17 protein-coding genes and 1 pseudogene are annotated in these 20118 nt (G+C 71.0%); 3 read left to right on the forward strand and 15 right to left on the reverse strand.

All coding sequences use genetic code 11. The annotated features are described in order from the left end of the window. Positions 1 to 15: 15 nt before the first annotated feature. Entirely contained in the window at positions 16 to 1239 is a 1224-nt protein-coding gene (locus PCA76_RS24790) for an MFS transporter (protein WP_272612844.1), read from the reverse strand. Positions 1240 to 1293: 54 nt separating this feature from the next. On the opposite strand from PCA76_RS24790, the gene PCA76_RS24795 reads away from it, so the two are divergent. Then, positions 1294 to 1752: a MarR family winged helix-turn-helix transcriptional regulator gene (locus PCA76_RS24795; protein ID WP_272612845.1), complete on the forward strand. Its 459-nt coding sequence runs from the start codon at positions 1294 to 1296 to the stop codon at positions 1750 to 1752. Between the two features lie 212 nt (positions 1753 to 1964). Here PCA76_RS24795 and mctP read toward each other — a convergent pair whose 3' ends face one another. The 7 genes from mctP to PCA76_RS24830 form a co-directional block, all read right to left on the reverse strand. Next, the gene (gene mctP, locus PCA76_RS24800; protein WP_272612846.1) at positions 1965 to 3614 is read right to left on the reverse strand and encodes a monocarboxylate uptake permease MctP; all 1650 of its coding nucleotides are present in this window, start codon (positions 3612 to 3614) and stop codon (positions 1965 to 1967) included. Then, positions 3614 to 3856: a DUF3311 domain-containing protein gene (locus tag PCA76_RS24805; RefSeq protein ID WP_272612847.1), complete on the reverse strand. Its 243-nt coding sequence runs from the start codon at positions 3854 to 3856 to the stop codon at positions 3614 to 3616. Before PCA76_RS24805 ends, mctP begins: the two co-directional genes overlap by 1 nt. Positions 3857 to 4021: 165 nt before the next feature. Further along, the gene (locus PCA76_RS24810; RefSeq protein WP_272612848.1) at positions 4022 to 5161 is read right to left on the reverse strand and encodes a bifunctional RNase H/acid phosphatase; all 1140 of its coding nucleotides are present in this window, start codon (positions 5159 to 5161) and stop codon (positions 4022 to 4024) included. A 3-nt stretch (positions 5162 to 5164) separates the two neighbouring features. Next, positions 5165 to 5902, reverse strand: coding sequence for a zinc ribbon domain-containing protein (locus tag PCA76_RS24815; RefSeq protein WP_272612849.1), 738 nt, complete (start codon positions 5900 to 5902; stop codon positions 5165 to 5167). Then, the gene (locus PCA76_RS24820) at positions 5892 to 6728 is read right to left on the reverse strand and encodes a Nif3-like dinuclear metal center hexameric protein (RefSeq protein WP_272619590.1); all 837 of its coding nucleotides are present in this window, start codon (positions 6726 to 6728) and stop codon (positions 5892 to 5894) included. The genes PCA76_RS24815 and PCA76_RS24820 overlap by 11 nt, the downstream gene beginning before the upstream one ends. A 118-nt stretch (positions 6729 to 6846) precedes the next feature. After that, entirely contained in the window at positions 6847 to 7419 is a 573-nt protein-coding gene (locus PCA76_RS24825; protein WP_272612850.1) for a flavoprotein, read from the reverse strand. A 16-nt stretch (positions 7420 to 7435) separates the two neighbouring features. Next, complete coding sequence (locus tag PCA76_RS24830) at positions 7436 to 8665, reverse strand: helix-turn-helix domain-containing protein (protein ID WP_272612851.1); 1230 nt, start codon at positions 8663 to 8665, stop codon at positions 7436 to 7438. Positions 8666 to 8915: 250 nt separating this feature from the next. On the opposite strand from PCA76_RS24830, the gene PCA76_RS24835 reads away from it, so the two are divergent. Further along, on the forward strand, positions 8916 to 9587 hold the full coding sequence (locus PCA76_RS24835; protein ID WP_272619592.1) for a bifunctional DNA primase/polymerase: 672 nt from the start codon (positions 8916 to 8918) through the stop codon (positions 9585 to 9587). 376 nt (positions 9588 to 9963) lie between these two features. On the opposite strand, the gene PCA76_RS24840 is transcribed toward PCA76_RS24835, so the two are convergent. From PCA76_RS24840 to PCA76_RS24860, 5 genes are read right to left on the reverse strand one after another with little or no spacing between them, the layout of a single operon-like run. Then, the gene (locus tag PCA76_RS24840; protein ID WP_272619594.1) at positions 9964 to 10686 is read right to left on the reverse strand and encodes an FAD:protein FMN transferase; all 723 of its coding nucleotides are present in this window, start codon (positions 10684 to 10686) and stop codon (positions 9964 to 9966) included. A 49-nt stretch (positions 10687 to 10735) separates the two neighbouring features. After that, positions 10736 to 11347 carry an FMN-binding protein gene (locus tag PCA76_RS24845; RefSeq protein ID WP_272612852.1) on the reverse strand — a complete coding sequence of 204 codons (612 nt, stop codon included), beginning with the start codon at positions 11345 to 11347 and terminating at the stop codon, positions 10736 to 10738. 12 nt (positions 11348 to 11359) lie between these two features. Next, positions 11360 to 12778 carry a ferredoxin reductase family protein gene (locus PCA76_RS24850; protein WP_272612853.1) on the reverse strand — a complete coding sequence of 473 codons (1419 nt, stop codon included), beginning with the start codon at positions 12776 to 12778 and terminating at the stop codon, positions 11360 to 11362. After that, positions 12775 to 14157 carry a DUF1501 domain-containing protein gene (locus tag PCA76_RS24855; RefSeq protein ID WP_272612854.1) on the reverse strand — a complete coding sequence of 461 codons (1383 nt, stop codon included), beginning with the start codon at positions 14155 to 14157 and terminating at the stop codon, positions 12775 to 12777. Before PCA76_RS24855 ends, PCA76_RS24850 begins: the two co-directional genes overlap by 4 nt. 8 nt (positions 14158 to 14165) lie before the next feature. Continuing rightward, the gene (locus PCA76_RS24860) at positions 14166 to 16298 is read right to left on the reverse strand and encodes a DUF1800 domain-containing protein (protein WP_272612855.1); all 2133 of its coding nucleotides are present in this window, start codon (positions 16296 to 16298) and stop codon (positions 14166 to 14168) included. 430 nt (positions 16299 to 16728) lie between these two features. Between PCA76_RS24860 and PCA76_RS24865 the strand changes: the two genes are divergently transcribed. Continuing rightward, on the forward strand, positions 16729 to 16986 hold the full coding sequence (locus tag PCA76_RS24865) for a DUF3040 domain-containing protein (RefSeq protein ID WP_110565672.1): 258 nt from the start codon (positions 16729 to 16731) through the stop codon (positions 16984 to 16986). Positions 16987 to 16990: 4 nt separating this feature from the next. On the opposite strand, the gene PCA76_RS24870 is transcribed toward PCA76_RS24865, so the two are convergent. Continuing rightward, positions 16991 to 17920, reverse strand: a complete 930-nt coding sequence (locus PCA76_RS24870; RefSeq protein WP_442930156.1) for an SWIM zinc finger family protein — start codon at positions 17918 to 17920, stop codon at positions 16991 to 16993. Beyond that, positions 17920 to 20085, reverse strand: a pseudogene (locus tag PCA76_RS24875) (DEAD/DEAH box helicase); the annotation flags it as partial. The gene PCA76_RS24870 and the pseudogene PCA76_RS24875, both read right to left, overlap by 1 nt. Between the last annotated feature and the right edge of the window lie 33 nt (positions 20086 to 20118).

Consider the following 20118-nt stretch of genomic DNA (forward strand, 5'->3'; position numbering starts at 1 on the left):
GGCGAGGAGGCCGGGTCAGTACGTCTCGCCTACCGGCTCGTGCTCGGTGTTGGAGGCGGCGCGGTTCCAGCGGGACCAGAGCACCCGCTCGCCGTAGCCGGCGGCCATCAGGTGCGCGAAGGCCAGGTAGACCAGCACGCCGACGGCGAGCACCCCGAAGCCGACCCAGAACGGCAGCGACAGTGACTGCTCGGCGAGCTTGCCGGAGATGATCGGTGCCGGTGCGGCCGCACCCCAGCGGACCAGGTTGAACGCGCCGGTGGCGACGCGCCGGTCGCTGGAGCCGAGGCCGAGCGCCAGGTCGGTGAGGTTGGCGTTGGCCAGTCCCATGCAGAGCCCGGAGAGCACCAGCACCACGAGCGCCTCCGCGGTGCTGGTGGAGGTGGCGAAGAGAACCATGCAGACCAGCAGCCCGGCGATGGCCACACCGACGGTCTGCACCGCGCCGATCCGGTGGGCCAGCCGGTGGCCGATCACCAGGATGCCGGTGGCCAGGCCGAGACCCCAGCCGGTGAACGCCAGCCCCAGCGGGATGATGTCCAGGCCCAGGAAGAGCGGCGTGTAGCCGAGCACCACGAAGAACACGAAGTTGTACGCGCCGGTCACCGCGCAGAGGGCGATGAACGCCGGCCGGCGGTAGGTGGCGAAGATCTGGCCGACGCGTACCGGGGCCTGGCGGTTGGTGGGCTCGCGGAGCTTGCGGGAGGCCACGCCGAGGGCGAGGACCATGAAGACGCCGCAGACGAAGAACGGCAGCCGCCAGCTGATCTCGCCGAGCAGGCCGCCGATCAGCGGGCCGACGGCGAAGCCGAGGCCGAGAGCGGTCTCGAAGAGGCCGACCACCCATTCCCGGTCGACGGCCAGGTTGACCAGCACCACCATGGCGGTGGCGAAGAACATCGCGTTGCCCAGACCCCAGACGCCGCGCAGCACGGACAGCTGCACGATGTTGTTGCTGAACGAGGCGAGGATCGCGGCCAGGCCGACCACGGAGACACCGGTGATGAGGACCGGCTTGAAGCCGAACCGGCCGCTCGCCAGCGTCGCCGGGATCATGCCAAGGGCCATGACCGCGATGTACGCGGTGAACAGCAACTCGACCTGCCAGGCGGTGACCCCGATCGCGTCACCGATGGCCGGCAGGATCGGGTCGACGACGGCAATGCCGGCGATGGCGAGGAAGGCCACCAGCGTGGTGGCGTAGATGGCACTGCGGTTCGGTTCGGAACGCCGATCCACTCCGACTCCTCAACTAGCTGTATCATGCAGGTAATCACCCTGTATCGTACAGCTATGACCGATGACCACGAGCGCACCCTCGGCCAGATCGAGACGGAGGTGGCCCTGCTGATGCGCCTCGGCGAGGCGACCCGGCGGGCCACCGGCAGCGCCGAGCACCGGGTGCTCGACCGGGCGGCGTACGTGATCCTGCGCCACCTGGACACCGCCGGCCCGCAGAACGTCTCCGCACTCGCCGCCCGGCTCAACCTGGACGGCTCGACCGTGACCCGGCAGGTGTCCGCGCTACAGCGGGACGGCCTGATCACCCGTACCCCGGACCCGTCCGACGGACGAGGCACGGTCATCTCCCCCACCACCGCCGGCCTGCAACGGATGACCGCGGTGCGGGCCGCGCGGACCCGGCTCTACGGCGAGATGCTCGGCGACTGGCCCGCCGAGGACCGGGAGACCCTCGCGCTGATGCTGCGCCGCCTAAACGAAGCCCTAGAGTCCCGCAACCGCCCCCACTAACCCCCTGCCCCCTGTCCCCTCCCTCCCCGCGCCCTCCCCGTCGTCGATCTAGGGCAAATCGATGCTCGTGGAGATCCACAAACGACTGTTTGCCCTAGATCGACGAGGGGAGAGGGCGGGGGGCGGCGGGCGGGGGCGGGGGCGGGCGGGCGGGGGCAGGGGCGGGCGGGGGCGGGCGGGGGCGGGCGGGGGCGGGCGGGGGCGGGGGCGGGTTAGGCGACTGGCTCTCGGGTTGCGTTGGCGTCGCGATCGGTGCCGGGGGTGACTCGGGGGTCGCCTTCGTCGGCGAAGTAGTCGTCCGGTGTGGTGCCGTCGACCCCTTCGGCCACCTTGCCGGCCCGCAGCGCGAGCGTCACCAGCGCCGCGACGGCCAGGTTGACCAGCACCGCAACGATGCCGACGTAGATCGTCCTGGCGGTGTCGAACCCGAACTCCGACAGCGGGAACGCGGAGCCACCGAAGTGCTTCCGGGTCGGGCTGGCCACCTGGTAGAGCATCCACATACCCAGCCCCATGCCGGCCGCCCAACCGACGATCAACCCGGTGCGGTGGAACCAGCGGGTGTAGAGGCCCAGCGCCACCGCCGGCAGCGTCTGAAGGATGATCACGCCACCGATCAGCTGGAGGTCGATGGAGAACTGCGGGTCGAGGAACACGATGCAGGCCACGGCACCGACCTTCACCACCAGTGAGGTGATCTTCGAGACGTTGGCCTCCTGGGCCGGGGAGGCGTCCCGCTTCAGGTACTCCTTGTAGATGTTGCGGGTGAACAGGTTCGCCGCCGCGATCGACATGATGGCTGCGGGCACCAGCGCGCCGATGCCGATCGCCGCGTACGCGACACCGGCGAACCAGTCCGGGAACTGCTGGTCGAAGAGCAGTGGAACGACCGTGTTGTTGTCCACACTGCCGGCCGATGCCCCGGACAGGGGCTTCACGCCGGCCGCGATGGCCATGTAGCCGAGCAGCGCGATCAGCCCGAGCAGCAGGCTGTACGCCGGCAGCGCCGACATGTTCCGCTTGATCACGTCGCGGTTCCGGCTGGCCAGCACACCGGTGATGCTGTGCGGGTAGAGGAAGAGCGCCAACGCCGACCCGAGCGCCAACGTGACGTACTGAAGCTGGTTGTTGCCGTTGAGCAGGATGCCGTCGTTCGGGTTGGGTGAGGCGTCGAACTTCGCGTCGGCGGCGGCGAAGATGTCACCCCAGCCGCCCAGCTTGTACGGCAGGTAGATGATCGCCACCAGGATGACGATGTAGATCAGGATGTCCTTGACGAACGCGATCAGCGCCGGCGCGCGCAGCCCCGACTGGTACGTGTAGGCGGCCAGGATGGCGAACGCGATGATGATCGGCAGGTGCCGGGCCAGCACGTTGTCGCCGGTGACCCCCATCGTCTTGAGCACCGCCTCGATGCCGATCAGCTGCAACGCGATGTACGGCATGGTGGCGACGATGCCGGTGATCGCGATCAGCAGCGCCAGCACCGGCGAGTCGAAGCGCTTGCGGACGAAGTCGGCCGGCGTGACGAACCCGTGCCGGTGTGACACCGACCAGAGCCGGACCAACACCAGGAAGACCAACGGATAGATCACGATGGTGTACGGCACGGCGAAGAACCCGGCCGCTCCGGCTCCGAACATGAGCGCCGGCACCGCCACGAAGGTGTACGCGGTGTAGAGGTCACCGCCGACCAGGAACCAGGTGATCCAGCCGCCGAAGCTGCGCCCGCCCAGTCCCCACTCGTCCAGGTGCCCCATGTCCTTCGGGGCGCGCCAGCGGGCGGCCACGAACCCCATTCCGCTGACCAGGAGGAACAGCGCGGAGAAGACGATGATCTCGGTGAGATGGTCACGCCACATCAGCGGCCACCCCGCTTCTTCGTCATCTGGTAGACCAGCGTCGTGGTGGCGACGCCGAGCAGGATGTACGCCAGTTGCAGCCAGTAGTAGCGCGGGAACCCGAAGACCCGGGGCGAGTCGCCATTGAAGAAGACCGGGATCAGCGGCACCACGATGGGGATGAAGAGCAACCAGTTCCAGGGGCTGTGGTCCTTAGCCCTGGTCGGCGCCGTGGTGGGCGCCTCCGGTTCCGGTGCAGCCATCTGACACACCTCCGGGGAGTCGTGACTCTCGATGTAACGGCCGGAGGCTACGACTTTGTGACGGCCGTCACGCGACCCGCGCGGAGGGTGCTGCGCCGAACGGCCGACCGGCTGCGCCAAACGGCGCGGCCGACCAGCCGGGCAGGTGATCTCAGATGCGCCGGCTCAGAGCGCGGCGAGGTGGGCGGTGTCGTTGACCGTGCGGACGGCGACGCCGCCGTCGGGCCACATGTCGAGCACCGAGATGCCGGCCGCGTCCAGGAAGAGCCGATGCAGGAACCCGTCGCCGGCGGCGAGCGCGTCGCGCAGCACCAGCTTGATCGGCGAGACGTGCGAGACGACCACCACGGTCTCCCCGGGGTACGCGGTGAGGAGCCCCGCTATGACGCGGTGTGCGCGTTCGGCGACGTGGGTGAACGACTCCCCGCCCGGCGGGGCGATCCGGGGTGAGGCGAGCCAGGCGTCCATCTCCCCCGGCCACTGCTGGCGTACCTCGGTGAAGGTACGCCCCTCCCACTGGCCGAAGTCGCACTCGATCAGGTCGTCCTCGGTGCGGACCGGCACGTCACCGAGCGCCCCGGCGATCGCCGCCGCGGTGGTCGTACACCGGGACAGCGGTGAGCTGAGCACGGCCGCGACGGAGGGTGCCAGCGCGGCCACCCGAGCACCGGTGGCCCGGGCCTGGGCCCGGCCAGTCGCGGAGAGCGGCACGTCGCCGCGGCCGGAGTAGCGGCGCTGCTCGGTGTACTCGGTTTCGCCGTGCCGGACCAGGATCAGGCGCGTGGCGGTGAAGCTCGGCCGCGGCTCCCACGAGGCCGGCGCGGTCGCCGGGTCGCTGCCGGTCGCGGGCGTCGCCGGGGGCTGACCCGTGGCCGGCGTTGCCGGAGGGCGACCGGCGGCGGCGTCCATGGCGGCGTTGGCGAGCGCGTCGGCGTGCCGGTTCTCCTCGCGGGGGATCCAGGTGAACCGGACCGCCGTGAACCGGCCCACCAGCCCGGCGGCCTGGGCGGCGAGGGGTCGCAGGCCGGGGTGCTTGATCTGCCACCGGCCGCACATCTGCTCGACCACCAGCTTGGAGTCCATCCGGACGTCCACCTCGGCGGCACCCAGCTCGGCGGCGGCGGTCAGCCCGGCGATCAGCCCTTGGTACTCGGCGACGTTGTTGGTCGCCGTGCCCAGCGACTCGGCGCGCTCGGCGAGCACCTCACCGGTCTGCGGGTCGCGCACCACAGCGCCGTAGCCGGCGGGGCCGGGGTTGCCCCGGGATCCGCCGTCGGCCTCGACGGCGACCACGCGCGGCGCCACGACCTACAGACCCGACTCGTTGGTGCGGACCATGATCCGTCGGCAGTCCTCGCAGCGGACCACGTCGTCCGGGGCGGCTTTGCGGATCCGGGCCAGGTCGGCACCGGACAGCTCCAGCCGGCACCCACCGCAGCGGTGCGCCGTGAGGAGCGCGGCACCCAGGCCGGTATCCGCGCGGATCTTGTCGTAGAGGGTGACCAGGTCGCTCGGGAGATCGGCGGCGAGCGGCTGACGGGCCCCCCGCTTGAACTCCTCGTCCTTGGCGATCTCGGCCATCGCCTCGTCGCGGCGCTGCTCGGTCGCGGCCCGCTTGTCCCGGGTGTCGGCCAGCCGCTGCTCCACGCCGTCCAGTACGCCCTGCGCGGTCTCCCGCTGCTCCATCAGCTCCAGCTCGGCGTCCTCCAGGTCGCCCTGGCGCCGGTTCAGCGAGACCAGTTCGTGCTGGAGCGCCTCCAACTCCCGGGCCGGTCCGGTGCCGGCCGCCAGCCGGTTCTCGTCCTTCTCCTTACGGGCCCGGACCTGCTCGACGTCCTTCTCCAACCGGGCGATGTCCCGGTCCAGGTCGTCGACCGCCACCTGGGCGCGGACCCGCTCGTCCTCCAGCGACGACAACTCCCGGGCCAGCGACTCCAGCTCGGCCCGCTCGGCAAGCGTTCGCCGACGGTGGGCGAGCTGTGCGAGGTTGGTGTCGATCGCCTGGAGGTCGAGCAGGCGGCGCTGCACCTGAGGGTCAGCCTTCACGGTCGGGCTCCTTGTCGTCCACAACTGGTGCGGCGGCGTGCACGGTCCACGGGTCGGTGTCCAGGTCGGACACCAGCGTCTCGACGCCCAGCGCCTCCCGGAGGAGGGCGGCCAGGTCGTCCAGCCACGGTCGTTCGGTCGCCCAGTGGGCGGCGTCGATCAGGGCGGGACCATCGGCGGCGAGGTGCTCGCCGGCCGGGTGGTGCCGCAGGTCGGCGGTGAGGAACGCGTCCACCCCGGCGGCGGTCGCGGCGCCGAGGAAGCTGTCCCCCGACCCGCCGCTGACGGCGAGGGTACGAACCATACGCCCGGGGTCCCCCGCGGCGCGAACTCCCCAGGACGTGACGGGGAGCACGGCGGCGGCGTGCCGGGTCAGCTCGGCGAGGGTCATCGGCCGGGGTAGCTCGCCGACCCGACCGAAACCCCGGTCGTCGCCGTGAGCGGGTGAGCCGGGCGCGGGTCGCTGCAGTGGGCGCAGCCCGGTGAGCCCGAATCGGGCGGCCAGGGCGTCGGAGACGCCCGGGGAGGCCACGTCGGCGTTGGTGTGTGCCGCGTAGAGCGCCACCCCGGCCCGGATCAGCTGGTGGATGATCCGGCCTTTGAAGGTCGTCGGCGCGACCGACGAGACCCCGCGAAGCAGCAGCGGGTGATGCGAAACGATCATGTCCACATCGGCGGCCAGCGCCTCGGCGACCGTCTCGGGCACCACGTCGACCACACAGAGCACCCGGCGGACCGGCGCGGCCGGCTCGCCGAGCACCAGGCCCACCCGGTCCCACTCCTCCGCCCAGACCGGCGGATAGCGCCGCTCCAGCTCGGCCACCACGTCGATCACCGTGGGGGCGGATCCGCTTATGCTCACGGCGGGCCAGCTTACCGGCGTGAGGGCTGCCGGGCGGTGACGCCCGGCCCGGCCGCGTCGAGCGGAAGCCCCACCGGGAACGCTAGGCGGCGCTCCAGGAAACGGCGTGCAGCGCGGCCAGCGGCATCGCCCACGGGAAGGCGTGCAGGTGCTGCTCCCCTGTTCCCGGCGGATGCAGGGCGATCACGTCATCACCGAAGAGCACCGTGATGCCCCACTCGGCCAGCCGTGCCACCCCGGCACGAAACGCCGGGTGACAGGCCATCGCGGCGTTCGTGTAGGGCACCGCCACGATGGGGACTCCCTTGCCCTGCGCCTCGACCAGCAGCCCGAGCGCGAGGGTGTCGGTGATCCCGACCGCCCACTTGTTGACCGTGTTGACGGTGGCCGGGCAGACGATCATGGCGTCGGCGGGCGGCAGGACGTCCGGGTCACCGGGGTTCTTGTAGTGCGTCCGCACCGGGTGGCCGGTCTGCCGCAGCAGGGCCGACTGGTCGACGAACTTGGCGCCGTCCGGCGTGGTGACCACGCAGACGTCCCAACCATCCTGTTGGGCAAGGTCGACCAGACGGCCGACGTGCCGTGCCAGCGGCGAACCGCAGGCGATGACATAGAGCACCTCGCGGTGCCCGCTGGTGCGCGGTGAACCGGCCATCAAACCGGCTCCGCGCTCATACCCCTACTCCCATGTGCTCAGCCAACTCCGCTACCGGAGAAGGCGGCGCACCACGTGTGCGACGGAGGATGTCCGACATCACCTCGTGCGCGATCGGCCGGCAGCGGATCTCCGACGGGGCGAGTCGATCACCTAGGAGCAGCATCTCGCCGGCGTTCGCCACGTCGCCTATCTGGGCGTACCCGCGAGCGATGTCGAGCAGGTGGTGGGCGCGGCGTTCGGGCAGCAACGCGTTGAACGAGGGTTCCGCGATGCGCAGGTGGTGCACCTCCACGGCCCGACCCCCGTCACCCAGCTCCACCGCGGCAGCGGCCCGGTGCAGTTCGACATTGGTCGGGCCGAACGACGTCCAGTAGTGGTTGTAGTCGCCGCCGAGCAGCGTGGCGGCCTCCTGCGCACAGTTGATCAGGTCGTCGACGCTGGCGGAGTCGCCGATGCGGGACGCCGCCATCGCACCCTGGAGCAGCAGCATCCCGTAGACGGAGAGCCGGGCCGCGGAAACCTCGTTGCTCCCGCCCGGTGCCAGGCGGTTGGCGATCTGAACGTTCAGCTCCAGCGCCGGACGGGCCCGACCCATCGCGACCAGGGCGTTGCACACCCGGGTGGTGGCGATGCCGGCCAGCAGTGGGTCGTCGGCCCGCTGGGCAACCGCCATCGACCGGTCCGCGGCCAACCAGGCGAGCTCGCACTCGCCGAGCTTGCGCAGCACCGAGGAGGCGATCTGGTAGACCTGCCCGAGAAGGTGGGCCGCCTCCGCGGCCTGCTCGCCGCCGTAGGCGGCGTCGGCCGCCTGGGCATCCCGGAGCAGCTTGGGTAGCGCCCGGGTGAGCATTCCGTAGCGGCCGTACTGGTAGGTGAGCCAGGCGTGGTTGACGGCCTTGCGCATGTCGTCGAGCGGCGGCGGGCACGGAGCCGCGTCGAAGTACGCGCTCATCGAGTCGTAGCGTTCCAGCGCCGCCCGGATCTCCTGCACCTCGACCTGGTCGATGCAGTTCAGCGCGTCGGTGCGGCGCTCCGGGTCCTTACCCATGAGGAGTTGCACGTCCATTTGGAGGATGTCGGCGATCTCGTACAGGACGGAGAACTTGTCCAACCGGCGGACGCCGCGTTCGACCTTGTCCACCCAGCTCTTCGACTTGCCCAGCCGGTCCGCGAAGACCTGCTGCGACATCTTGCGTCGCCCCCGCCAATAGGCCACTCGCCGTCCTATGGGTAGCTCGTCCATCTCCCCATTCCTCCCCCTGCCGCCAGCGACCTATCGAGTCGGGGCGATGTCCACGGGTGCGGCAGCCTTCGTTCAGTTTCAGGTTTTCGCTGGTCGCACAGGATGTACGTCAGCCGTACAGCCAGTCCTCGTACTTTTCGTGCAAGTTGCACGAGCCGTTCGTCAACCTCAACGATTGTGGGTTACGGCAGTGACGGTGCTCGACATGCGACCTGGCGACCGCCGGGCCCGACGAGGGGAGATGGCACACATGTGGGGGAACGTCGGACCGCGCGTGGCCGAACTGTCGCCGCTGGAACGGGTCCGGCTGCGCCGGGTCGCCATGCGGTACGCCGCACACGGGTGGGAGGTGACTCCGGGTGCCTGCCTGGCCCGCAGCCGCTTCGTCTGCGGCCGGGCCGGCTGTCCCACTGTGGGCTGCCACCCCGCCCTGGAAAACTGGGAGTTCGCTGCCAGCGCCGACCCGTCCCGGGTGGCCACCTGGTGGCGGAACCGCCCACACGGGGTGCTGCTGCCCACCGGGCGGGCCTTCGACGTGCTGGAGGTGCCGGCCCACCTCGGCCGACACGTGCTCGACGCGGTGCAGATCCACCCGGCCGGCACCGGCGTACGCGGGCCGGTGCTGGTCACTCCCACCGGGCGGTGGATGTTCCTGGTCCGCCCCGGCGACCCGCTCCGACCGGAGCTGGAGCACTGCTTCCACGTGGTCCGGCACGGGCCGGGCTCGTGGATCCCCGCGCCGCCCACCCGGCTGCCGGAGGGAACGGTCCGCTGGGCGGTCGCTCCCGAGCAGGCCCGCTGGCAACTTCCGGATTCGTACCTGGTGCAGAACACGTTGATCGGGGCGCTGCGCGCCAGCGGGGTGACGCTCGCCCCCGACCTGCTCCCCGGTCACCTGCCACTGCCCCGACGAGGCATGTGAGACAGGCCCGGTCGACGATTCCATCCGGTGCCCGACAGCGTCGCCGGGGCGCCGGTCCTCGTTGACAGGGAGACGGCGCGAACGCGCGCCACGAACGGGGGAACGATGTCCACCAACGACAGAGCGCCTCATCCCGGCGGCACCGAACCGCCCCGGCGCAGCCACCCACGGCACCGCTGGGCCGGCACCCGGCCCTCCGGCTCGCGCCCCGGCCGCCCACGCCCCACGGGCTCCCGCCCGGCCGGCACCAACCGCCCGCTCCGCTAGTCCAGCCCCCTCACCCTCGCGATCTTGCACTTGCTGCCTCGACAATTCTCGTGAGAAGGGGCGAAAGAGCGACCGAAACTGCAAGATCGCGGGCAGTACGCGGGGTTTGCTAGTCCGTTTGTGGGAGGTCGGTGGAGTAATGCTGGCGGGCGTTGTCGGTGATCACGGCGTACGTGTGGCCGTCGAGGCGGTCCAACCAACCGAGGCCGCTGGTGCCCATGGCCAGGGCGGCGGTGGCGTACGCGTCGGCCACCCCGAGGTCGGTGCCGACCACGGTCACCGAGCGCAACCCGGTGGCCGGGGCGCCCCGACGCGGATCCACCACGTGCCGGCCCCGTTCGTAGACGCCGGACGTGGCCACGGCCAGGTCGGTCCCGGCCAGCACCAGGCAGGTCGCCATCGGGTCCCACGGGTGTTGGATGCCGATCCGCCACGGCTCTCGCGACGGGGAGAGGCCACGCACCCGCACGTCGCCGCCAGCGTTCACGAAGTGGTTCGCCGCGCCAGCGGCGAGCAGCCGGTCCGAGGCGACCTGAGCCGCCCAGCCCTTGACGAACCCGGACGGGTCGAGCCGGCCGGTGGCGTACGCGTCGAAGAACCCGTCGGTGGCGCCCCACAGGTCGGCGCAGGCCTCCAGCACGAACCGCAGGTCCGGTGACGCCTCGGAGAGCAACACCTCGCCCCGGTCGAAGCGGCACACCTCGCTGTCCGTCTTGTACGTACTGAACCGCGCGTCGACCGCACGCATCCAGGCGAAGACCTCATCGGCCAACTCGTGCAGGCGTTCCGGTGGCAGGTCGTCGGCGATGTCCAGGCTGATCGTCGTACCCATGATGTGTTCGACCCGGCGTAGCCCGGGTCGGGTCATCGCGGCCGGCACGTCAGAATGCCTCCTCGATCGCCGCCCGCAGGGACTGCTTGTAGGCGTTGCTGGTCGCGGTGGCACCGGAGACGGTGCTGAGGTTGGCGCTCTGCTTCGTCACCACCTCGCCGCCGGCACCCTCGTACTTGCGACGGACGTCGCTGCTGTGGAATTCGGACTCGCCCTCGTTGGGCATCTGCACCGCGTTGGCCTCGATGATCCGGTTACCCGAGACCACGATCTGCACCTGCACCTCCCCGCGTTCGGCTCCGGTGTTGTCGACCGCCGTGACCGGTGGCCCGGTGAACCGGCGGGTCGTCGGCTGGGGTGCCTTGGTGGTGCGTGGCGCGCTGGGGGCCTTCGTGGTGGTGCTGGTGCCCGACGGGCGCGGGGTGCTCTTGGTCGGTTTGGGCGATGCGGGCGCCTTCCCGGTCACCGACGGCGTCGGTTCCGCCCCGGCCGGGTCGGCCCCGGGGGCGGCATTCGGGTCGACATCCTGCGGGGTGGGGTTGACCGGCTGGGCGGTGGGCAGGTTCTGGGCGACCTGGTTGGTAGCCGGGGAGCCCTTGAACACCACCAGCGCGGTGGTGCTGGCGGCGAGGCCGGTGATCGCGAGCAACGCGCGACGCATGGGATGCCCTTCCTACAACTCGAACGTGGCCAGGTGGATCTGCCGGCGGGGTACGCCGGCCCGGCGCAGCGCGCGCACCGACTGCTCCACGAGCCCGGGCGGCCCGCACAGGTAGACGTCGCGCCGGGCCACGTCGGGCACCAGTTGACGTAACCCGTCCGGGCTCATCAGTTGACGGGGGCCGGGGTCGTCGCGGGAGCCGATGACGTACCAGACCGAGGTGTCGCGCTCCTGGGCCAGCCAGTCCAGCTCACGGCTGAGCAGCACGTCGGCCGGGGTACTGGCCCGGTAGATCAGGGCGGCGCCCGGCGGCAACTCCTCCAACATGGCCCGGATCGGCGTGATGCCGCTGCCACCGGCGATCAGCAGCGTGCGCTCGCGGACCCGGTGCGCGGCGGTGAAGGTCCCCGACGGGCCCACCGCCCAGACCCGGGTGCCGGGCTCCAGGTCACGCAGGTCCCCCGTATGCGTGCCGACCACCTTCACCGTGATCCGTAGCCAGCGACCGTTCGCGGCGGCCGAGACGGAGAACGGGTGCGACTGCCACCAGCAGCCCCGGGTGAGGAAGCGCCAGCGGAAGTGCTGACCGCCGAGCATCGCCAGCCGGTCCAGCCGCTCGCCCGTGAGGTAGATGGAGATGGTGTCCGGGCTCTCCGCGACCACGTCGGCGACCCGCAGCCGGTGCCGCAGGTTGAACGCCAACGGCGCGATCACCCGACCCCAGAGCAGGGCGGCGACCACCAGCACGTACAGGGCGATCCAACCGGTGCGCACCGGGCCGGGCTTGTACAACTGGGTGCCGTTGCTGAACTGGTGCCCGAAGCCGAGCAGCAGTACCAGGTAGCTGGACCGGTGCAGCAGGTGCCACAACTCGTAGGGCAGTGCCCGCCGGATCGCGCGGATGCTGCTGAAGCCGATCACCATCATGATGCCGGCGGCGACGAACGCCGAGACCATGTCCTCGTAGTCGCCGAGCAGCGTGCCGACCTCGGCGAGGATCGAGTGTTTCCGCAGGTCCGCGTAGCCAACGAGGATCAGCGACAGGTGCGCCAGCACGGCGACCAGCAGGGTGGCACCGACGTCGCGGTGCCAGCGGCTCAGGTGTTCGCCGCCGATCCACCGCTCCAACACCGGCAGTCGGCTCATCATCAGCACCTGCACCAGCAGCAGGTAGCCGGCGACCAGGCCGGCGATCCGCCCCGCCGAGATCACGGTGATCGCGGTGGTCTTCAGCGAGCCGGCGGGGGTGTCCAGCCACCACGGCAACACGCTGGCGAGCAGGCCGACCAGGAGCAGCACGGCCAGCAGCCGTCGGCCGCCGGGTCCGCGCCGGTCCGGGATCTGCGGGGGTACGGGCGCAGCCGACCGGCCGCCGTGCCGGGACGAGGTCCCGGTACGACGGCCGGCGGAGTGGGTGTGCGAATGCGTCACGCGTACAGCTTCATCGGGGCGTACTTCTGGCGGGGGAAGACCTTGTCGACCTCCGCGTTGGTGAGCCCGAAGCGGCCCTGAGCCACCGCGCCGTAGACGTTGAACATGTTGTTGTACTCCGGCACGTCACCGGAGTCGAGCTTGTCCAGGCCGTTCCAGGTGCCGAGCAGCGAGCCGGCCAGCTTCTTGCCGGAGAGCAGGGTGACCACCCCGCCGTGCCCGTGGTCGGTGCCGCCGCCGTTGGAGCGGACCCGGCGGCCGAACTCGCTGGACACCATGATCGTCACGTCGGCGGCCTGCGGGCCGAGGTCGGTGAAGAAGGCGGCCATCGCGCTGGCCAGCTCGTTCAACCGACGGTGCAGTTGGCCGCCGTCACGGGTGCCCTGGTTCTCGTGGGTGTCGTAACCACCCATGCCGACGGTGGCGACCCGGACGTTGGCACCACCCTTGATCAGCTGGGCGAGTTGCTGGAACGCGTTGCCGACGCCCTCGTACTTGACGCCCGCGGCGGCCTGGTACGGCTTGGCGGCCAGCTTCTGGGCGGTGGTCAACGCGCCCATGCCCTCCTGCACGGCCTCCTCGACCGGGTGGTTGATCCCGGTGAAGAGCCCCTTGATGGCCTTCTCGGTGGCGGCCCGGAACCGGTCGTCACCGTTGAGCCGCAGCGAACCGACGTTGTTCAGCGACAGCGCGCCGTTGTTGCCCACCAGCGAGCGGGGCAGCGTGCTGCCGATGCCGACGCTGCGGAACGCGGTGCCCTTGCCCAGGTTGTCGACCAGGCCGTCCAGCCAGCCCCGGCCGCCGGTCTCGTTGGGCAGCCCGCCCAGGTTGCAGGCGTCCGCGGCCTGGAAGTGGCTGCGCGAGAGCCGCTCGTCGGAGACCGCTGGGATGAAGCCCAGCTGACCGGCCGTGAGCCACTTCTCGAGGGGCTTGAACGCGCTGGTCAGCTTGAAGCCGCGGCCCAGGGCCAGCGAGTCGTTGCCGAGCAGCAGGTCGGGGCGGTCCTTGTTGAGCACCGCGTCGTTGTCCGGCGCGATCAGGCTCAGCCCGTCCAGCCCGCCGTAGAGGAAGACGTGGATCAGGGTGCCGGTCTTGGTCGCCGCGAACGACGCCGACGTGGTGACGAACTGGGCGGTGGCGAGGGCGGTGGCGGTCGCCGCTGCACCGGCGACGAAGGTCCGCCGGGTGACGCCGCGACCGTCCTGCTGCGCCTCCTCCAGGTTCTCCAGAGTGCGGTAGCGGTCGAACTCGGCGGCGTTCTCGGCGGCCACGATGTCGGCCTCCGCGCGCAGCAGCGCCTCGGCCGGGTTGTCGGCCAGCCGCCGCACGTCGGGGCATTCGGGGTGCAGGGGGAAAGAGTTGTACACAGTCTTCTCCATCGGGTGCCTCACCTGAGGTGGTGCTGGGGGGAAGCGAGGATCGCCCGCGCGACGGCGGTGATGGCCCCGTTGAACGTGGCGTCGACCTTGGCGGTCGCCGGCACGCCGGCCACGCCGAGGATCAGGTTCTTCTCCCGCGTGCTCAGCTTCTGGCCCACCAGGCGCAGGGAGAGCGCGTCCACGTACGCCCCGGCGGTGGCCGGCGGCTTGCCGACCAGCTTCTCCGGTGCCGTGTACGTGAAGGCGGTTCGGTAGCCGGCGAGGATCTCGCCCGCCTCGTTCCAGCCGTTGACCATGGTGCCGGCGGAGGTCCAGGCGATGTAGACGTCCGGGTAGCCGTCCGGGGTGGGCTGACCCATCGGGAAGTGGCCCATCTCGCGCAGCTTGTCGTGGATCTGCCGCAGGCCCCGGGCGTACGGCGTGCGCTTGCTGTCGCCGTTGTTGTGCTTCGGCGACGGGTCCGGCGAGACGCCCAGGGTGCGGTACGTGGCGGCCATGTACTCCATCGGCCGGCGCACCTTCTGGCCCACACCGGCCCAGAACTCCGAGGAGCAGAACAGCGTCATCAGTACCGGCTTGATCATGCCCTTGTTGGCCGTGTACGTCTTGGCCAGCCGGTCCACCAGAGACTTCGGCGGGGTGTCCGAGACGAACCGGGTCGCGAGGCTCTGCGCCACGTACTTCGCGGTCGACGGGTGCACCGCGATGTAGGTGATGTACGCGTCGATCGCCTTGTCCATGGCCGCCGCGACCTTCGCCACCGCGGCCTTGTCTCCCTGCTTCGGCAGGGTGAACGCGTTCGCGTGGGTGAAGCCGAGGATCTTCACCTTGCCGATGTAGTGCTGGAAGGGATTGAGGACGTACTCACCCTTGTCGTTGACGCCGCGGCCGGTCTGCAGCATGGCCGCCTGCCGGACGTCCGGCTCCTTGTAGCCGCCGTCGACGCCGACCGAGTAGAGCTCGAGGTTCTCCCGGGCGAGGTTCTCGTTGATCGCGTCCTTGCGGGAGTCCTTCTGGTTCAGGTAGATCAGCAGCGCGGGGTGCTTGTTCGCGGCGATCAGCATCTCCGGGTAGCTGCCCAGCGCGTGCTTACGGATGACGTCCTGGTCGAACGAGTTGCGGTACACCTCGCCGCCGTCGAAGTCGGAGGCGACGTGCAGGAAGTCGTTCCAGAAGTCGACCATCACCTCGAACAGCTGGCGCTTGGACCAGATCTGCCGGGCGATGGTGGCGTCGATCATCTCCCGCTCCGGCTGCGCGCCCTGGTCGTTGAGCTGGTCCCGCTGGTCGCGCAGCTGCTGCACGGTGAGTTTCTGGGTGGGCAGTTCGGCGAGCTTCAGCTCGGCCTTGCTCGGCTCGATCTTGTCCGGTTCCATCTGGGCACGGATCCAGGCGTCGATGCCCTGCTTCTTGATGTCGGCGACGACTGCGGGGGTCGCCCCGAAGGTGGCCCGCCGGGCCAGATGCAGGATCGGGTCCTTGGCCAGCACCGTCTTCACGGTCACCTGGGTCGCCGCCGCGGCAGCGGCGGGGCCGGAGAAGGTCCGTCCGCCGGCCGGCGCGTTCTTCTTCAGCGCCTCGCCGGCCCGGGAGCCCATGTAGCTCTCGTTCTGCTCGGTGTACGTGCGCACCGTGCTGGGCTGCTGGCCACTGGGCCGCGCCGCGGTGCCGTCGGTCACCGTGCTGCCGGTAGCGTCGCCAGCCGCCTCGTCACCGAAGAGACCGCGGATCTGCGGGGTCATGGCGAGCGCCGCGCCACCGGCGACGACAGCGGCGGTGCCGCCGAGGGCCACCAGCGCCTTGCGCCGGCCGACCTTGCGACCCGACTCGTCGTCATCGTCCAAGGTGGGCAGTCCGGTGCCGGCGGGCCGCGCCGGAGCTGGACGGCCGAGACCCTCCGGGCCGACCCACTGCGGCCCGCGCGGGGCTGGGGCTGGCTGCCCGGCGTGCGCGTAACCGTCGCCGTACTGCTCGCGCGGGTCGGCCTGCGCCGGGTGGCCGCCCTGGTAGGGGTTGGGCGAGTCGTACCCGTAGGGCGCGGCCGCGTTTGGTTCGGCGTAGTCGTCCGCGCTGTGGTGCTGGCGTCCGTCCCAACCGCGGTCGTCCCGCGGTCGGCGTGGTGGCACATTCTGGTCGGCCATGTACCAATCCCGATTTCTGATGAGCGCCGGAAGCTGCGACCGGGCAGGTGCGGCAGGTGCGGCGACTGTTGCCTGAGGGGGTTGCTACGGCAAAGTAACCAAGGCCCCACGGGGCTTCAAGGTGGGCTGAACACCCCCGTGAGGGCACTTAAGACAGCGCTCAGTGCGGCGTCGGCGGCGGGTCGGGAGCCGGCGGCGTGCGCGGACCTTCCCAGCAGGGCGTACGCGCGGCAGCCGGGCACGGATCGGACCTCGCCGCCTTACGCGACACGTTCCGCGCTGTTCACCACCACAGGCAAACTTAAGGTTCCAGTAAGCCGGACATGAGGTGTCCTCGCGTGGAGGAAAGTAGCAGCAGCGGGTGAGCGTTAGCCCCCACCGCAGCGGGTATGCCGCCGAACCGCTGGACGCGTGAGGGGAAGGCAGCGCCATGCTCAGCAAAGAGGATCAGCGCAGATTCGACCAGATCACCCGTCAGCTCCGGGAGAGTGACCCGGCCTTCTTTGCCAGACTGGACCATCGGGTCCGAGCCCGCAGGGGCCGCTACCTGATGTTGTTGACCATCGTGCTGTGGGCGTCGCTGCCAGCGATAGCCGTGTTCGCCGGTCGACTGACCGGCGCGATCTGCGCGGTGGTGCTGGTGGCCAACGCCGCGATCATGTGGCGGTTCCGCCGCCGCTGGACGTGACGGCTCACCGTTCGGCCGGACCAAACGCCCGGTACGCGCGGCGCAACCGTTCGAGTAGTCCCGGCCCGCCGATGGCCGGGGCTGGCGCCCCAAGTTGGCGTAGCAGCAGGTCCGGGCCGGTCACCAGTCGTGGTGGCCGATCGGGCAGCGGCACCGGTGGCATCCAGAAGCGGTCCGCCGCCTCCGCCAGCGGTGTCGCCGACAGCCCGACGAGGGCACGGGCCGCGCCGACCGGCGCCACCACATCCACGGTTGAGCCACGACCGTCCGAATCGGACGGAGGATCGACGGGTTGGGGTGGCAGGGCGACGCCGGTGGCCTCGACCCGCCGGGCGCGGAGCTCGTCGAGCAGCTCCGCGCGGGACCGACCTCGCCAGTGCAACAGCTCGAACGGGTCCGCGTCGAACGCTTCGGCCAGCAGGTAGAACGTCGCCGCGAGGTGCTTGCAGGGCACCGCGAAGTCGGGGCAGTTGCACCGCTGGGTCAGCTCGTCCACGCCGGCTGGGAAAAGCGGCGCGCCGACGGCGACGAACAACTCCTCCAATTCGTCGGGAAGGTCCCCGGCGAGCAACCGGGCGCTGAAGAACGCCTGCCCGGCCAGCTCCGCCTCGATTCGGGACCAGAGCGCGGCCGGAAACGGCTCCAGCGCGATGGACACCTGGTACGGCTGCGGCCGGGAACCCTGCACCACGGCGCTGACCCGTCCGGGTGTGATGCCGAGCGTGAGCACCTGACCGGCCCGTGCGTACGAGCGGCCCCGGGTCAGCCGGGTGCCGAGCGCGAACGACTCCAGCACCTCCAGGAAACGCCGGGACCACCAGGAACGGCCAATCGCACCCCGGGCGCTGCGTGCCCGCAGACCCCCGTCGACCCGGCGGGGGCGCCCGTAGTCGGCGAACCGGTCCGTGCTCACGCCAGCGCTCCGTTCGCTCACTACTCCACCACCGCCCCGGCCTCCAGGGCGAACAGCTCACGCAACTGGCCGGTGGACAACTCGGTGATCCACTGCTCGCCGGTGCCGACCACCCGCTCGGCGAGGCTGCGCTTGTCCGCGATCATCGCGGCCACCTTCTCCTCCACCGTGCCGGCGCAGACGAACTTGCGGACCTGCACCCGTCGGTGCTGCCCGATCCGGAACGCCCGGTCGGTGGCCTGGTCCTCCACCGCCGGGTTCCACCACCGGTCCACGTGCACCACGTGATTGGCGGCGGTCAGCGTGAGCCCGGTGCCGCCGGCCTTGAGCGACAGGACGAACAGCGGCGGCCCGTCCGCCGACTGGAAACGCTGCACCATGGCGTCCCGCTCGGCCTTGCCGAGGCCACCGTGCAGGAACAGCACCTCCCGGCCGAACCGCGCCGACAGGTGACCGCGCAGCATCGCACCGAACTCGGCGTACTGCGTGAACAGCAGCGCCCGCTCCCCCGCCGCCAGCACCTCTTCCAGGATCTCGGTCAGCCGAGACAGCTTGCCGGAGCGGCCCTCCAGCGGCGAGCCGTCGCGCAGCAGCTGAGCGGGGTGGTTGCAGACCTGCTTGAGCCGGGTCATGGTGGCCAGCACCAGGCCGCGTCGCTCGATGCCGTCGCTGGTCTCGATCCGGGCGAGCATGTCGTCGACCACCACCCGGTACAGGGCGGCCTGCTCGGCGGTGAGGTTGCAGAGCACCTCCATCTCGAGCTTCTCCGGCAGGTCCGAGATGATCGACGAATCGGTCTTGAGTCGGCGCAACACGAACGGGCCGGTGATCCGGCGTAGCCGCTCGGCAGCCTCGGCATCGCCGTGCCGCTCGATGGGCTCGGCGAACCGCTTGCGGAACGTCGCAGCCGGCCCGAGCAGGCCCGGGTTGGCGAACTGCATGATCGACCACAGGTCGGCGAGCCGGTTCTCCACTGGCGTACCGGTCACCGCCACCCGCTGCCGGGCGGGCAACGCACGGACCGCCTCGGCCTGCCGGGTCGACGCGTTCTTGATCGCCTGCGCCTCGTCCACCACCACCCGATGCCAGTCGATGCCGGCCAGGTCGGCGGCATCGCGGGCCGCCACCGAGTAGGTGGTGAGGACCAGGTCCGCGCCGTGCGCGGCCGCGGTGAACTCCTTCCCCCGCGCCCGCTCCGCACCATGGTGTACGTGCACACGCAGCCCCGGGGTGAACCGCGCCGCCTCCCGCTGCCAGTTGCCGACCAGCGACATCGGACAGACCAGCAGGGTCGGTCCGGCCTCCGGTGGATCCCCGGCCAGCAGCGCGAGCAGTTGCACGGTCTTGCCCAACCCCATGTCGTCGGCGAGCACGCCACCCAGGCCGAGCGAGCGCAGGAAAGCCAGCCAGGCCAACCCACGCTGCTGGTACGGCCGCAACGTCCCCTGGAAGCCCGGCGGCGGATCGAGCGGAGTGAGGCGTCGCTCGACCGCACCGGCGAGCAGGTCGCCCAGCGCCCCGTCGGCGGTCACCTCCAGCACCGGCAGTGCTCCGGTGGCCTCGCCGTCGGCCAGGCCCAGGCGCAGCAGGTCGGCGACGCTCAGCTCGCCGGTGGAGCGGAGCAGACGCAGACCGGCGGCGAGCCGCCCCGGGTCCAGTTCCACCCACCGGCCGCGTAGCCGCACCAGCGGGGTCTTCAACTCGGCCAACGCCGCCAACTCGTCGGCGGACAGCGGCTGGTCACCGAGCGCGATCTCCCAGCGGTAGTCGACCAGGGCGTCCAGACCAACACCGGCCTCGGCGCCGCCCACCGTGCCCGGCGCGGTGCGACTGCGGGCACGCAACCGTGCGCCGAGCCGCGCCGACGGGCGCTGCCACCAGGAGGGCAGCAGCACCCCGAAGCCGGCCGCGTGCAGCACCGGGGCACCCTCACTGAGGAACCGGTGAGCCCCCTCGACGTCGAGTTCCATCGCCTCGGGCGCGGCGGTGCGCAGCGCGGCGTCCAGGTCCGGCCAGAGCCGGCTGGCCCGGCCCAACTCGGCGAGCAGCGTCTCCTGCGGGCTGGTCGTACGGCCGACCAGCCCACCGAGCGTCTGCGGAGCCCGCCAGACCTGCCCGGCGTCGACGTGCAGGCCGGGCTCGTCGGCCGCCTGCAACCCGAACTCCAGCCGCCAGCGCGCCCCGCCGGTCGGCTCGACCACCACCGGCGACATGTCGCC

The sequence above is a fragment of the Micromonospora sp. LH3U1 genome, from assembly GCF_028475105.1.
Classification (GTDB): Bacteria; Actinomycetota; Actinomycetes; order Mycobacteriales; family Micromonosporaceae; genus Micromonospora.